Annotated in this window: 16 protein-coding genes; 8 read left to right on the plus strand and 8 right to left on the minus strand. The window is 64.3% G+C overall.

Features of this window, described 5'->3' with window-relative positions; translation table 11 throughout:
- The 4 genes from dgt to ACQKPE_RS17390 all read right to left on the minus strand — a co-directional run.
- Nucleotides 1-730 (minus strand): dGTP triphosphohydrolase (gene dgt / locus ACQKPE_RS17375; RefSeq protein ID WP_427667741.1); only part of this gene is annotated, 730 nt, incomplete at its 3' end.
- A 76-nt stretch (nucleotides 731-806) separates the two neighbouring features.
- A complete protein-coding gene (locus ACQKPE_RS17380; RefSeq protein WP_427667743.1) occupies nucleotides 807-1,136 on the minus strand; it encodes a hypothetical protein in 330 nt (109 codons plus the stop codon).
- Nucleotides 1,133-1,501: a phage holin family protein gene (locus ACQKPE_RS17385; protein ID WP_427667745.1), complete on the minus strand. Its 369-nt coding sequence runs from the start codon at nucleotides 1,499-1,501 to the stop codon at nucleotides 1,133-1,135. The genes ACQKPE_RS17380 and ACQKPE_RS17385 overlap by 4 nt, the downstream gene beginning before the upstream one ends.
- A gap of 8 nt (nucleotides 1,502-1,509) precedes the next feature.
- On the minus strand, nucleotides 1,510-1,824 hold the full coding sequence (locus ACQKPE_RS17390; protein ID WP_427667748.1) for a DUF883 family protein: 315 nt from the start codon (nucleotides 1,822-1,824) through the stop codon (nucleotides 1,510-1,512).
- Nucleotides 1,825-2,125: 301 nt separating this feature from the next.
- Between ACQKPE_RS17390 and ACQKPE_RS17395 the strand changes: the two genes are divergently transcribed.
- From ACQKPE_RS17395 to ACQKPE_RS17415, 5 genes are all read left to right on the plus strand, one after another.
- Nucleotides 2,126-3,334: an ammonium transporter gene (locus ACQKPE_RS17395; protein ID WP_427667750.1), complete on the plus strand. Its 1,209-nt coding sequence runs from the start codon at nucleotides 2,126-2,128 to the stop codon at nucleotides 3,332-3,334.
- Nucleotides 3,335-3,394: 60 nt separating this feature from the next.
- Complete coding sequence (locus ACQKPE_RS17400; protein WP_427667752.1) at nucleotides 3,395-3,631, plus strand: glutaredoxin family protein; 237 nt, start codon at nucleotides 3,395-3,397, stop codon at nucleotides 3,629-3,631.
- Nucleotides 3,632-3,736: 105 nt separating this feature from the next.
- Nucleotides 3,737-4,168 carry a D-Ala-D-Ala carboxypeptidase family metallohydrolase gene (locus ACQKPE_RS17405; RefSeq protein WP_427667754.1) on the plus strand — a complete coding sequence of 144 codons (432 nt, stop codon included), beginning with the start codon at nucleotides 3,737-3,739 and terminating at the stop codon, nucleotides 4,166-4,168.
- A 59-nt stretch (nucleotides 4,169-4,227) separates the two neighbouring features.
- Entirely contained in the window at nucleotides 4,228-4,536 is a 309-nt protein-coding gene (locus ACQKPE_RS17410; protein WP_375100205.1) for a transcriptional regulator, read from the plus strand.
- A 49-nt stretch (nucleotides 4,537-4,585) separates the two neighbouring features.
- Entirely contained in the window at nucleotides 4,586-5,470 is an 885-nt protein-coding gene (locus ACQKPE_RS17415; protein ID WP_427667756.1) for a pseudouridine synthase, read from the plus strand.
- Nucleotides 5,471-5,521: 51 nt separating this feature from the next.
- On the opposite strand, the gene ACQKPE_RS17420 is transcribed toward ACQKPE_RS17415, so the two are convergent.
- The 3 genes from ACQKPE_RS17420 to acnA all read right to left on the minus strand — a co-directional run bounded on the left by ACQKPE_RS17420 (nucleotide 5,522) and on the right by acnA (nucleotide 10,897).
- On the minus strand, nucleotides 5,522-7,087 hold the full coding sequence (locus ACQKPE_RS17420) for a methyl-accepting chemotaxis protein (RefSeq protein WP_427667758.1): 1,566 nt from the start codon (nucleotides 7,085-7,087) through the stop codon (nucleotides 5,522-5,524).
- Between the two features lie 195 nt (nucleotides 7,088-7,282).
- Nucleotides 7,283-8,059 (minus strand): CPBP family intramembrane glutamic endopeptidase, encoded by a 777-nt coding sequence (locus tag ACQKPE_RS17425; RefSeq protein ID WP_427667760.1) that lies wholly within the window; start codon nucleotides 8,057-8,059, stop codon nucleotides 7,283-7,285.
- A 93-nt stretch (nucleotides 8,060-8,152) separates the two neighbouring features.
- Nucleotides 8,153-10,897 carry an aconitate hydratase AcnA gene (acnA, locus tag ACQKPE_RS17430; protein WP_427667762.1) on the minus strand — a complete coding sequence of 915 codons (2,745 nt, stop codon included), beginning with the start codon at nucleotides 10,895-10,897 and terminating at the stop codon, nucleotides 8,153-8,155.
- 220 nt (nucleotides 10,898-11,117) lie between these two features.
- On the opposite strand from acnA, the gene rlmM reads away from it, so the two are divergent.
- The 3 genes from rlmM (at nucleotide 11,118) to pdxB (ending at nucleotide 13,800) form a co-directional block, all read left to right on the plus strand.
- Complete coding sequence (gene rlmM / locus ACQKPE_RS17435; protein ID WP_427667763.1) at nucleotides 11,118-12,188, plus strand: 23S rRNA (cytidine(2498)-2'-O)-methyltransferase RlmM; 1,071 nt, start codon at nucleotides 11,118-11,120, stop codon at nucleotides 12,186-12,188.
- A 27-nt stretch (nucleotides 12,189-12,215) separates the two neighbouring features.
- A complete protein-coding gene (gene tusA, locus ACQKPE_RS17440) occupies nucleotides 12,216-12,458 on the plus strand; it encodes a sulfurtransferase TusA (RefSeq protein WP_427667764.1) in 243 nt (80 codons plus the stop codon).
- Between the two features lie 199 nt (nucleotides 12,459-12,657).
- A complete protein-coding gene (gene pdxB / locus ACQKPE_RS17445; protein WP_427667765.1) occupies nucleotides 12,658-13,800 on the plus strand; it encodes a 4-phosphoerythronate dehydrogenase PdxB in 1,143 nt (380 codons plus the stop codon).
- 68 nt (nucleotides 13,801-13,868) lie between these two features.
- Here pdxB and ACQKPE_RS17450 read toward each other — a convergent pair whose 3' ends face one another.
- The gene (locus ACQKPE_RS17450) at nucleotides 13,869-14,039 is read right to left on the minus strand and encodes a PA1571 family protein (RefSeq protein WP_427667766.1); all 171 of its coding nucleotides are present in this window, start codon (nucleotides 14,037-14,039) and stop codon (nucleotides 13,869-13,871) included.
- Between the last annotated feature and the right edge of the window lie 105 nt (nucleotides 14,040-14,144).

A 14,144-nucleotide genomic window follows, 5' to 3' on the forward strand; every position in this document is an offset into this window, starting at 1 on the left:
AGATGTCGTCGGCCGCCTCCATCAGGTACACCAGCGGGTGGCGTGCCCAGCGTTGCGCCTCCAGTTGCGGCAGGCCCAGCTTGCGGGCGATTTGCTCGAGCAGCGCCAGCTCGCTCTGGTAGCAGCCGAACTTGTGTTTCTTGTAGCCCAGGGCATCGGCATGGCGCGCGCTCCAGGGGTACTTCAAGTAGGTGCCGAGGGTCGCATAGGTGAGCCGGGTGCCGCCGTCGAACTGGTGGTATTCCAGCTGGGTCAGCACTCGGAAACCCTGGGCGTTGCCCTCGAAGTTGAGGAAGTCGGCGCGTTCGTCGTCATTCATGTCGTCCAGCCAGCCGCGCCCAGCCGCCTGCTGGAACCAGTAGCGGATGGCATCTTCGCCAGAATGGCCAAACGGCGGGTTGCCGATATCGTGGGCCAGGCAGGCCGACTGCACGATCATGCCCAGGTCGCTCGGTTCGCACCAGTCCGGTAGGCTGGTGCGCAGGGTTTCGCCGACGCGCATGCCCAGCGAGCGGCCGACGCAGCTCACTTCCAGGGAGTGGGTCAGGCGGGTGTGGATGTGATCGTTGCTGGATACCGGATGGACCTGGGTCTTGCGCCCCAGGCGGCGGAAAGCGCCGGAGAAGATGATGCGGTCGTGGTCCTTGTGGAAGGGGCTGCGCCCCATTTCCTCTGTGCTGTACAGGGCTTTGCCCAGGCGTTCGCGGGTCAGCAGGGTGTGCCAGTCCAAGGCTCGATCTCCCGTCAGGTGGTCGTCATAGCTTCACCGTTTCGGCTGTGCCCGCGCAAGCGGCGGGCACCTCCGTTCAGGGGCGCCGGCCACTGTGCAGAAACAGGCGCACCAACGGTGTGAGGCTGCTCCCCAGGCGCAACAGGCGCGCCAGATTGCCGCTGCGCACGCCCTTGCCGGTGAGAAAGCCGAGTGCGACCACCGCACCCAGGCCCCACAGGGGCGCATGCTTGATGCCAAGGCCATCTTGCAGCGACGCACTTGCCCCCCGTAGGCGCTGTACCGGTTCGAGCAGTTGTGCGGTTTCGTGGCGGATTTGCTGGCGGTGCATTTCCAGGCGCAGGCGCAGCAATGCCTTGCGCAACTCGCGTGGGTTACGGGTATTCGGCAGTTCAGGCAGGCTCATGGCAACAGGCGCTCCCGATCCTTGGCCAATTCCTCAAGGGTGGCGCTGAAAGGCGACGACTCGTCGAACACCGCAGCCTTCAAGCGAAGCCCGCAGTACAGTGCGGCCATGCCGTAGAACACGCACAGGCCGATAATTCCGGCCAATCGGTAGCTGTCCCATAGCAGCACCAGCAGCAACCCGGACAGCGCGGTCAGCAGTAGCAAGGCGAATACCAGCCCGAGCCCCGCGAACAGCAGCAGGCGCAAGGTGCGGCCTTTCTGTTCCTGCAACTCGATGCCGAACAATTCTATATGGCTGTGCAGCATGCCGAGTGCGGCTGCACCCAGGCGTTTGCCCGAAGCGCCGATGGCGTCGTTTTCCATGGGTTACCTCAGCGCCGGTTGGCCAGCAGGCCAATCAGCAGGCCGACACCTGCGGCGATGCCGATGGCCTGCCAAGGGTTTTCCTGGACGTATTGCTCGGCGCTGCCCAGCGCTGCCTCGCCACGTTCACGAACAGATTCCTGTGTCAGTTGCAGGGTTTCGCGTGCTTGCACCAGGCGGTCGTGGATCTGCCCGCGCAGCTCATCGGCCTGGTCGCCCGCCAGGTTGGCGGTGTCGGCGAGCAACTTCTCGGTGTCGCGGACCAACGCCTGGAAGTCAGCCATCAATATCTCTTGTGCAGTCTTTGCCGATTTGCTGGCCATGGGTCTCTCCCTGTGAATGTGTGTGGCTATTTCGAGTGACAGGTGTAGCGGAAGGTTCATTGCAAGGTCGCTGGTACGGCGCTTGCTATGTAGCGGGGCGCGGATTGCAGGGGCTGCGCCATTATCGAGCAGCGCCCCGGTGAATCCCGTTAAACCTTAACCCAATCCACGACAAACCCAAGAAAAAACGCTCATCGCCCACCTCGCTCACCCAGGGAGGAGGGCAGGTAAGCACCTAACAGGTGCGTGAGCACTGCTTTTTGAACTGTCCTGGTGCACTTTCAGCAGGTCTGCCAATTCCATGGAAAACACGCAAAGCGCGATGGACGCTCTTGTCCACGGCTCCAACACCCTCTTCATCCTCATGGGGGCCATTCTGGTCCTGGCCATGCACGCAGGCTTCGCCTTTCTGGAAGTCGGTACCGTGCGGCACAAGAACCAGGTCAATGCCCTGTGCAAGATCCTCAGCGATTTCGCGGTCTCGGCCCTGGTGTATTTCTTCATCGGCTACTGGATCGCCTATAGCGTGAGTTTCCTGGAGCCTGCCGCGGTGCTGGCCGCCGACCATGGCTACGCGCTGGTCAAGTGCTTCTTCCTGCTCACCTTCGCTGCGGCGATTCCGGCAATCATCTCCGGGGGTATCGCCGAGCGTGCACGGTTCGCGCCACAGCTGTGCGCCACGGCGTTGATCGTGGCCTTTGTCTACCCGTTCTTCGAAGGCTTGGTGTGGAACGGCAACCTGGGCGCGCAGGCCTGGCTCGAGGCGCGTTTTGGCGCGCCATTCCATGACTTCGCAGGTTCCGTCGTGGTGCATGCGATGGGCGGCTGGCTGGCGCTGACGGCAGTGCTGTTGCTGGGCGAGCGCCGTGGGCGCTACCGCGACGGGCGCCTGGTGGCGTTCGCGCCGTCGAGCATTCCGTTCCTGGCGCTGGGCTCGTGGATCCTGATCATTGGCTGGTTCGGCTTCAACGTCATGAGCGCCCAGACCCTGGAGGGGGTCAGCGGCCTGGTGGCGATCAATTCGCTGATGGCGATGGTCGGCGGCACCCTGGCGGCCTTGCTGGTCGGTCGCAACGACCCAGGCTTCCTGCATAACGGGCCGTTGGCCGGGCTGGTGGCGATCTGCGCGGGCTCCGACCTGATGCATCCGGTCGGTGCGTTGGTGACCGGGCTGGTGGCCGGGGCGCTGTTCGTCTGGTGCTTCACCGCCGCGCAAAACCGCTGGAAGATCGACGATGTGCTGGGTGTCTGGCCGCTGCACGGGCTGTGCGGTGTGTGGGGCGGGGTCGCCTGCGGCCTATTCGGCCAGGCTGCGTTCGGCGGGCTGGGTGGGGTCAGCCTGGCCAGCCAGCTCATCGGCAGCCTGGCGGGTGTGGTGCTGGCGCTGGTGGGGGGCTTTGCCGTCTATGGCCTGGTCAAGGCCTTGCACGGCTTGCGCTTGAGCCACGAACAGGAGTTCCAGGGCGCCGACCTTTCGGTGCATCGCATCGGCTCTACCAGCCAGGATTGAACCCTGCTGGCCTGGCATTGGCTAGAATGAGCATCTCTATCGACCATCCGGAGCTGTCTCATGCTGCCTGAATGCCAATTGTTCGGCACCCTGGGGTGTCACCTGTGTGAGGTGGCTGAAGGGGTGCTGATGCCGTTCGTGGAGCGGGGCCTGCTGGTGGAGTTGGTCGATATTGCCGAGAACGAGGCATTGTTCGAGCGCTACAGCTTGAGTATCCCGGTGCTGCGGCGTTGCGACAGCGGCGCCGAATTGGCCTGGCCATTCGAGGCCGACCAGGTGGTGGCTTTCCTGCGCTAGGGGCGTCGGGGGCTACCTTCCCTCAGCCACCTGCCCGCCGTGGGCGTGAAGATGCAAGCGCGGTCGCTCCGATCGCAGCCTTGCAGACACCACGGAGATGCCCCCATGTACCTCACTCCCCATTTCACCCTCGAAGAGCTCATCACCTCGCAGATCGCTGCACGCGAGGGGCTGGACAATACCCCCGCGCCTGAAGCCCTGGCCAACTTGAAGTTGTTGTGCCTGCTCCTTGAACAGGTACGCGAACTGGTGGGTGGGCCGATTGTCGTGAGCAGCGGTTTTCGCTGTGCCGAACTCAACCGGCGGGTCGGCGGTGCGGCCAACAGTGCCCACACGCAGGGGTTGGCGGCAGATTTCAACACGCCTGCCTGCGGACCTCGAGCGCTGGCCGAACGCATCCGCGACAGCGACTTGGTGTTCGACCAGTTGATCCTTGAGTTCGACCGCTGGGTGCACTTGGCGGTAGCCGCTGAGCGGCCCCGCCGCGAAGTACTGACCGTTCGTCGTGGCACCGGCTACCTGCCGGGCATTCGCTGATTGACGCAGCACGGCTCCTGTTCGTATTCTGTATAAATATACAGTATTCGAGGTAAGCGATGCTCAACGTCGAGCAATTGAAATACAGCATCAACCGAATGCCGCCCGAGCGTGTGCTCGACGCTGTCCTTGAGCTGCGCCTGGAAGGGCTGGTCACCGACGACCGCACGCCCTTTGGCAAGGTGCACTTCAATACCTGCTTCGCAGAGATCGAAGCCCTGTTCCAGCGCGCAGGGTTCCATCGGCCGCTGGATGTCGTGGGTTACCAAGGGGCGCTCTATGCCCTTTACGACCCCGGCCGCTGGGAGCCGGTGCAGGTGCTGCGCTGGCTCAAGGCGCGCTGTGAACAGGGCCGCGAGGCTGGTTGAGGCGGGCCGCATCGAGGATAATGCCCGGCCGCCGATACCCGAGCCTGCCATGACCAAGCCCTTCGACCCCGCACAGCAACAAGCCAGTACCGTGTGCCTGCCACCGGGCAATTGGGCGACGGTGCTCGATTGCCTGTGCGATCACTTCAAGGGCATCGGGCGCGAGCAATGGCTGGATCGCTTCAATCGTGGTCGAGTGCTCGATGCCCAGGGTCAACCGGTCGCTGCCGAGCGGCCTTACCGACCAGGCCTGCGTTTGCATTACTTTCGTGAAGTGCCGAACGAAAAGCCGATACCGGTGCAGGAGTCGGTGCTCTACAGCGACGAACACCTGGTGGTGGCGGATAAACCGCATTTTCTGCCGGTCACGCCCACCGGCGAATACGTTGAGCAAACCCTGTTGCGCCGCCTTATCCGCAGCCAGGGCAACCCTCACCTGGTGCCGCTACACCGCATCGACCGGCACACTGCTGGGTTGGTGCTGTTTTCGGCCAACCCGGATACCCGTAGTGCGTACCAGCGGTTGTTCCCCGAGCGACGCATCGACAAACGCTACCAGGCCATCGCCGCAGCCCTGACGCAGCAGGCCTTTCCGTTGGTGCACAAAAGCCGCCTGGAGCATGGCGAGCCGTTCTTTCGCATGCACGAGGTAGAAGGCGCGCCCAATAGCGAGACCTTGGCCGAGGTGCTGGAGAAAAACGGTGAGCTGTGGCGCTACGGTTTGTCGCCGGTGACCGGCAAGACCCATCAGTTGCGGGTGCACATGGCCGCCTTGGGCGCGGCCATCTGCAATGACCCGTTCTACCCGGTGCTGCGCAATGAGCAGGACGACCTGCAACGACCATTGAAGCTACTGGCCCAGAGCCTGCGTTTCAACGACCCATTGACCGGTAACGAGCGTTACTTCGAAAGCCGGCTAAGCCTGGACTGGTAGCGGTAGGGATGAACGATGCGGGGCGCGCCACTGGCTCGCCCCGCATTGCTTCTAGCGGTTGAAACGCTCTACCAGCGAGTACTGGGTACCGGCGGTGGAGGTCAGTTCCTCGCTGAGCTGAGCCGAATGCTGGGCCTGTTCGGCGGTCTGGTCGGCAAGGTCGGCGATGGTGCTGATGTTGCGGCTGATCTCTTCGGCCACGGCGGTCTGTTCTTCGGTAGCGGCGGCGATCTGTGTGGCCATGTCGGTGATATTGGCGACCGCTTCGCTGATGCCCACCAACGCCTGGTCGGCCTGCATGACCCGCTCCACGCCTTCCTGGGCCTGGCGGTGGCCAGTCTCCATGGTCTGCACGGCATTGTTGGCGGTTTGCTGCAACTTGGCGATCAGGGCGTGGATCTGCCCAGTGGATTCAGCGGTGCGCTGCGCCAACTGACGCACTTCGTCGGCGACCACGGCAAAACCACGGCCCATCTCGCCAGCGCGTGCGGCTTCGATGGCGGCGTTCAGGGCCAGCAGGTTGGTCTGGTCGGCGATACCCTTGATGACATCCACCACGCCACCGATTTCGTCGCTGTCCTTGGCCAGCTGGGTGACGGTTTGCCCGGTTTCGCCCACCGCAGTGGACAAGCGCTCGATCGCTTCACGGGTTTCCCCGGCGATCTGCCGACCTTCGTGGGTCAGGCGGTTGGCTTCCTGGGTGGCGTCGGCGGTGCGCTGCACGTGGTTGGCTACTTCCTGGGTGGTGGCGGCCATCTGGTTGACTGCCGTTGCCACCTGCTCGGTCTCCACGCGTTGGCGTTCAAGGCCTGAGGAGCTCTTGTGCGCCAGCACGTCGGACTGACGTGCCTGCTCGCTGAGGTGCTCGGCGCTGTCCTGCAGGCGGGTGAGGCAGGTCTTCAGGCGCGACTCCTGGCTGAGCATGGCCATTTCCAGGCGTGCCTGTACGCCACGGCTGTCGGTGTACATCTGCGCGATCAGTGGGTCGGAGGTGGTCTGTTCGGCCAGGCGCAGCAGGCGCTTGAGGCCGCGCTGCTGCCAGCTCAGGCCCAGCAGGCCGAGTGGCACGCAAAGGGCTGCCGCCAGGGCGAAGCCCCACCAGTGCCCGAGCCAGCTACCGATCAAAAAACCCATCTGGCTGACCAGGATGAATGGCAGCCAATCCTGTAGCACCGGCAGCCACTTGTCGCGGCGAGGCACTGCCGACTTGTTCTGGTTCAGGCGCTGGTACAAGGCCTCGGCGCGGCGAATTTGCTCGGCGGTCGGTTTGACTCGAACCGACTCGAAGCCGACCACCTGGTTGTTTTCGAAGATCGGCGTGACATAGGCGTTGACCCAGTAGTGGTCGCCCGACTTGCAGCGGTTCTTGACGATGCCCATCCAGGGCTGGCCTTGCTTGAGGGTCTGCCACATGTGGGCAAACACGGCGGACGGCACGTCGGGGTGGCGTACCAGGTTGTGCGCGGCACCGGTCAGTTCCTCGCGGGAGAAGCCACTGATTTCGATGAAATCATCGTTGCAGTAGGTGATCACGCCCTTGGCGTTGGTGGTGGAGATCAACCGCTGCTGTGCAGGGAAAGTCCGTTCTCTCTGGGTAATCGGCTGGTTGTTACGCATGGGCAGTGTTTCCGCAAGGCTTTGGACACGTATCGGCAGACAGCGGGCTTTGTTGAGTGAATATTTATTCCGGCTTGATCTGGCGCAATGCCACTACTCTGGCGGTGCGCTAGGAAAAATCGTTTTTTGCCTGCATGTTCCGCGCGATATTTCATTATCTTGGCGAAATTATGACAGTTTCGACCCCGGCCCTTTTCAGGACGGGGCCAGCATGGGGTAGGTAAACAGCGTGAAATGCGCCAGGTTGAACAGGAAATGACACAGCACCGCGGCCAACAGCCCGCCATGACGGTAGGCCAGCCCGTAGCCGACACCTGCCAGGCTGGCCAGGTAGAACCACTGCCAGCCACCGCCCAGGTGCGCCAGGCCGAACAGCAGGGCAGCCACCACCAGCGCCAGGCCTGGGTGGCCGAACAACCGTTGCAGGCCGCCTTGCAGGTAGCCACGGAACAGCAACTCTTCGGTCAGGCTCACCAGCAGCAAGTTGTTGAGTATCCAGACCCAGGCCTGGTCGGGCCATTTCGGCGCCCAGGTGACCAGGCCTAGTGCCCAGGCGCCGCCCAGGCAGGCCACCAGGGTCAACGGCAGTGTCAGTGCCAGGCCGGTCAGCGCGCCACGGGCGCGCAGCACCAGCAACCAGGGGCAGGCGAGCAGTATCCAGAAGCCAATCAGCGGCTTGTCCAGGTTCAGGTACATCGAGAACGGCACGGCACCTTCGCTGAACACCGCCTTGTCGATCACCTTGGCCCCGAGGAAGCCCGGTAGCCAGTGCAAGGCCAGGGCGGCGGCGAGGACGATGAACAGCGCATGGCCGCTGGCCTGCTGCCAGCGTGCCGGGCGCCGCACCAGCCAGCCTGCAACGAGCAGCGCGAGGAACGCGGGTAGGGTGGCAAGGGTCAGGCTGCCGTAGGTGAGCGCCAATACGTAACCGAGGGTGAGCAGCAGCAGGGCGATCCAGTGAGGGCGGGGCATCGGAAATCCTTTTGGTATGAGCCGCCGGGATTCTAGACGCCGTTCCCTGGTGAGGCTATCGCGGCACAAGGCCGCGATAGCCAGGTGCATGGGCTACCGCCCGGCAATCAGCTGACGCAGCACGTAATGCAGGATGCCGCCTGACTTGAAGTACTCCACCTCATTCAGCGTGTCGATCCGGCACAGCACGGGAACCTGCTCCTGCTGGCCGTCCTCGCGGGTGATACGCAGTGTCAGGTCCATGCCTGGGCGCACCTGCGCATCGCTCAGCCCCAGCACATCGATGCGCTCCTTGCCCGTCAGCCCCAGCGCCTTGCGGTTGTCACCGGCCTTGAACTGCAACGGCAGCACGCCCATGCCCACCAGGTTGGAGCGGTGGATACGCTCGAAGCTTTCCGCCAGCACGGCCTTGACCCCCAGCAGGTTGGTGCCCTTGGCGGCCCAGTCGCGGCTGGAGCCGGTGCCGTACTCCTGGCCGGCGATCACCACCAGTGGCGTGCCCTCGGCCTGGTAGCGCATGGCCGCATCGAAGATCGACAGCTTCTCGCCGCTGGGCACGTGCAGGGTATTGCCGCCTTCCTCGCCGCCGAGCATCTCGTTGCGGATACGAATGTTGGCGAAAGTGCCGCGCATCATCACTTCATGGTTGCCGCGCCGCGAGCCGTAGGAGTTGAAGTCGCGCGGCTCCACGCCCTTGTCGCGCAGGTAGCGCCCGGCCGGGCTGTCGGCCTTGATGTTGCCGGCCGGGGAGATGTGGTCGGTGGTCACCGAGTCGCCCAGCAGGGCGAGAATGCGCGCGCCGCGCACATCGGCGATTTCCGGCAGCGGGCCGCCGATGTCGTCGAAGAACGGCGGGTGCTGGATATAGGTGGAATCGTCCTGCCACACGTAGGTGGCGGCCTGTGGTACTTCGATGGCTTGCCATTGCGCATCGCCGGCGAACACTTCGGCGTACTCCTTGTGGAACATCGCGGTGTCGACACTGGCCACGGCCTCGGCGATTTCCCGTTGGCTCGGCCAGATGTCACGCAGGTACACCGGCTGGCCATCCTTGCCGGTGCCCAGGGCGTCCTGGGTAAGGTCGATGCGAACGCTGCCAGCCAGGGCGTAGGCCACCACCAATGGCGGCGAGGCCAGCCAGTTGGTCTTCACCAGCGGGTGCACGCGGCCTTCGAAGTTGCGGTTGCCCGAGAGCACCGAGGCGACTGTAAGGTCTGCGCTGGCGACGGCCTTCTCGATCGCATCGTCCAGTGGGCCGGAGTTGCCGATGCAGGTGGTGCAGCCATAGCCCACCAGGTCGAAACCCAGTTGATCGAGGAACGGCGTCAGGCCTGCAGCCTTGAAGTACTCGGTGACCACTTTCGAGCCGGGGGCGAGTGAGCTCTTGACCCACGGCTTGCGCGTCAGGCCTTTCTCGACGGCCTTCTTGGCGACCAGGCCGGCGGCCATCATCACGCTGGGGTTGGAGGTGTTGGTGCAGGACGTGATGGCGGCGATCACCACCGCGCCATCGCGCAGGGTGTGGCGCTGGCCGCCTTGGTTGTAGCTGATTTCCCCCGCTTGGTCGGCATTGCCCACGGCCACACCGCCACCGCCTTCGCTTTCCAGGCGTCCGACGTCCTTGGCCAGGACCTTGGGTTGCTGTTCGATGAAGCTGTCGAACGCCTGGCTCACGCCACCCAGGGCGACTCGGTCCTGCGGGCGCTTGGGGCCGGCCAGGCTGGCCTCTACATCGGCCATGTCCAGCGCCAGGGTGTCGCTGAACAGCGGCTCCTGGCCAGGCAGGCGCCACAGGCCCTGTTCCTTGCTGTAGGCCTCGACCAGGCGCACGGTCTGCTCCGGGCGGCCAGAAAGACGCAGGTAATCGAGGGTGATTTCATCGACCGGGAAGAAGCCACAGGTGGCGCCATATTCCGGCGCCATGTTGGCGAGGGTGGCGCGGTCGGCCAGCGGCAGGTCGGCCAGGCCGTCGCCGTAGAATTCGACGAACTTGCCCACCACGCCTTTCTTGCGCAGCATTTGCGTTACCGTCAGTACCAGGTCAGTGGCAGTGATGCCCTCGCGCAGCTTGCCGGTGAGCTTGAAACCGATCACCTCGGGAATCAGCATCGACACCGGCTGGCCGAGCATTGCAGCCTCCGCCTCGATGCCGCCGACGCCCCAGCCGAGCACGCCGAGGCCATTGATCATGGTGGTGTGCGAGTCGGTGCCCACCAGGGTGTCGGGGAAGGCGTAGGTGCGCCCGTCTTCCTCGCGGGTCCAGACCGTGCGGCCCAGGTATTCCAGGTTGACCTGGTGGCAGATGCCGGTGCCCGGCGGTACCACGCGGAAGTTGTCGAAAGCGCTCTGGCCCCAGCGCAGGAAGGCATAGCGTTCGCCATTGCGCTGCATCTCGATGTCGACGTTTTCTTCGAAGGCGGCGGGGCTGGCGTAGCGGTCGACCATCACCGAGTGGTCGATCACCAGGTCCACTGGCGACAGTGGGTTGATGCGCTGCGGGTCGCCACCGGCCTTGGCCATGGCCGCGCGCATGGCGGCCAGGTCGACCACGGCGGGGACGCCGGTGAAGTCCTGCATCAGGACCCGCGCCGGGCGGTACTGGATCTCGCGGTCCGAGCGTCGCTCCTTCAGCCAGGCGGCGAGGGCCTTGAGGTCGTCGCCGGTGACGGTCTCGCCATCCTCCCAGCGCAACAGGTTCTCCAGCAGGACCTTGAGCGACATCGGCAGGCGCTGCAGGTCGCCAAGTGGGCGCGCCGCTTCGGCCAGGCTGAAATAGTGATAGGTGTGGTCGGCCACCTTGAGGGTCTTGAGGGTTTTCAGGCTATCGAGCGAGGGCATTGCCAACTCCTTCTGCGTCGGTGCCCGGCGCATGCTGGATGCTCGCCGGTGTCACCGCTGTGTTTCGACCCGCACGGTACGGGCCTGGCTGAAACGTCAGGGTAGACCGCTTTGGCGTCCCCGACTTTGTTCTGGGCCGAGCGGGCGTGTCGCAGGTTCCGATCTTCCTTTATCATTCGCCCCCCTGGCGTGAACCTGCGCCAGTGATGTGGAGTGAAAGATGAATACCCTGTTCATGCATTGCCGCCCCGGCTTCGAGGGCGAGGTCTGCGCCGAAATCAGCGAACATGCCGCCCTCTTGGGCGTTGCCGGCTATGCCAAGGGCAAGCCGCAGAGCGCCTGTGCCGAGTTCGTCTGCACCGAGGACGGCGGCGCCGAGCGGCTGATGCGTGAGCTGCGCTTCGACCGCCTGATTTTCCCGCGCCAATGGGCGCGCGGCGCATTCGTCGAGCTGCCGGAAACCGACCGCATCAGCGTGCTGCTGGAGCACCTGGCCGAGTATCCGGTGTTTGGCAGCCTGTGGCTGGAAGTGCTCGACAGCAATGACGGCAAGGAGCTCTCGACCTTCTGCCGCAAGTTCGAGGTACCGCTGCGCAAGGCACTGGAGAAAGCCGGTCGGCTGGTGCAGGAGCCGAACCGGCCACGCCTGCTGCTGACCTTCATCAGCGGTCGGCGGGTGTTCGTCGGGGTGGCCGATGCCGACAACTCTGCGCTCTGGCCCATGGGTATCCCGCGCCTGAAGTTCCCCCGCGAGGCCCCGAGCCGTTCGACCTTGAAGCTTGAAGAGGCCTGGCACCAGTTCATCCCGCGTGAGCAATGGGAGCAGCGCCTGAACGATGATATGACCGGTGTGGACCTCGGCGCCTCGCCCGGTGGCTGGACCTATCAGCTGGTCAAGCGCGGCATGTTGGTGACCGCCATCGACAACGGCCCCATGGCCGAAAGCCTGATGGACACCGGACTGGTCGAGCACCTGATGGCCGATGGCTTCACCTGGAAGCCCAAGCAGACCGTGGATTGGATGGTCTGCGACATCGTCGAGAAGCCCGCGCGCACCGCTTCGCTGATCGAGACCTGGCTGGGTGAAGGGTTGTGCCGGGAAGCGGTAGTCAACCTCAAGCTGCCGATGAAGCAGCGCCACGCCGAGGTGCGCAAGTTGCTCGACCGCATGGAAGCTGCATTCAAAACGCGCAAGGTGAAGGTATCGATCGCCTGCAAGCAGCTGTACCACGACCGCGAGGAAGTGACCTGCCACCTGCGCAGGCTCGACCTGAAGCCTCGCCAGGCGTGACAATATCTCTATTCAGCGGAGCTTCCCATGACCGATTTCACCCCTGACGCCGTGCTCGACGCCACCGGCCTGAACTGCCCGGAGCCGGTGATGATGCTGCACCAGCACGTGCGCGACCTGGCCGCTGGCGGCCTGCTCAAAGTCATCGCCACCGACCCGTCCACCTGCCGCGACATCCCCAAGTTCTGCACCTTCCTGGGCCATGAGTTGGTGCAACAGCAGGAAGAGGCCGGCACCTACCTGTACTGGATCCGCAAGAAGGCCGACTAGGGTTTGTACGGAAAATAGCCGAGTGGCGATTAGGCAAGGCGAAAACAGGCGAGGAAGCGGAGTTGACTGGTTGTCAATGAGCATTCCGAGCCTGTTTTCAACGCAGCATAATCGTCACGCAGGCATTTTCCGTACAAAACCTAAGCTGGCTAGCACCGGGCACAGCGCCTAAAATGCGCTCCCCTGACAGGAGAGCGCCATGCTGATAGTTGCCGACGAGAATATCCCGCTGCTCGATGCCTTCTTCGAAGGCTTCGGCGAAATCCGTCGCTACCCAGGGCGCGCTATCGACGCGGCGTGCGTCAAGGATGCCGACGTATTGCTGGTGCGCTCGGTGACCCGGGTCGACCGGCAACTGCTGGAGGGCAGCCAGGTGCGCTTCGTCGGCACCTGCACCATCGGCACCGACCACCTCGACCTCGACTATTTCGCCCAGGCAGGCATCCACTGGAGCAGCGCCCCCGGCTGCAATGCCCGGGGCGTGGTGGACTACGTGCTGGGCAGCTTGCTGACCCTGGCCGAACTCGAGGGTGTGGCGCTTGCCCAGCGGGTGTATGGCGTGGTCGGCGCTGGCGAGGTCGGTGGGCGCCTGGTGCGGGTGCTGCATGGCCTGGGCTGGAAGGTGCTGGTCTGCGACCCGGTGCGCCAAGCCCGCGAGGGTGGCGACTTCGTCAGCCTCGAGACGATCCTGGCCGAGTGCGACACCATCAGCCTGCACACCCCGCTGCAGCGCGGCGGCGAACACCCCACCTGGCATTTGCTTGGTGCACCGCAGCTGGCGCGCTTGCGGCCCGGCGCCTGGCTGGTCAACGCCGCGCGCGGGCCTGTGGTCGACAACGACGCACTGCGCGAGTTGTTGCTGCGCCGTGACGATGTGCACGCGGTGCTGGATGTCTGGGAGCACGAACCGCAGGTGGACCTGGCGCTGGCCGACCTGTGCACCCTGGCCACCCCGCATATCGCTGGCTACAGTCTGGACGGCAAGCAGCGTGGCACTGCGCAGATCTACCAGGCGTTCTGCCGCTGGCAGGGTATTGCCGAGCAGGTACACCTGGCCGATCTGCTGCCGGCGCCGGCCCTTGCTCGCATGGACCTGGCCGCTGCTGCCGAGCCGGCCTGGGCGCTAGCCACTTTGTGCCGTGCGGTCTACGACCCGCGTCGCGACGATGCCGACTTCCGGCGTAGCCTCAGCCAAGACCCCGCCGAGCAGCGCGCAGCCTTCGATTTGCTGCGCAAGCATTACCCGGTGCGGCGCGAGATCGAGGGGTTGGCGGTGCACCTGCACGGTGAGGCGCCGCAGCTGGCGCAGGTGGTCAGTGCGTTGGGCGCAGTGCTGGTCTGAGCCGTTTGCGGGGCTTGTAGAAACTAAAAACCCGGCGCAAGCGCCGGGTTGCAGGAAATCATCTGGCCTCAGCCTTTGCTGACGCGCTTGACCCGGCTCTCTTCCAGCTCTTGGCAGGCTTGCTGGATCATCTGCTCGGTAATGGGCACTTCCTTGCCTTGGGCATCGATCACCGAGCCGCAAGGCTTCTGTGCTGGGGCAGGGGTTTTCGGGGTATCGCTGCTATGCTGCAAGCTCATTTCCTGTCTCCTCTTCAGGTTGCAAGCTCAGGGTACGTATGTGCCGTGAATAGCCTGTGACAGCGCGTTGTATCACGACGTTTACAGTCCACCAGAATGCGCGGC

This window comes from Pseudomonas sp. NPDC089554 (genome assembly GCF_050280645.1).
Lineage (GTDB): Bacteria > Pseudomonadota > Gammaproteobacteria > Pseudomonadales > Pseudomonadaceae > Aquipseudomonas.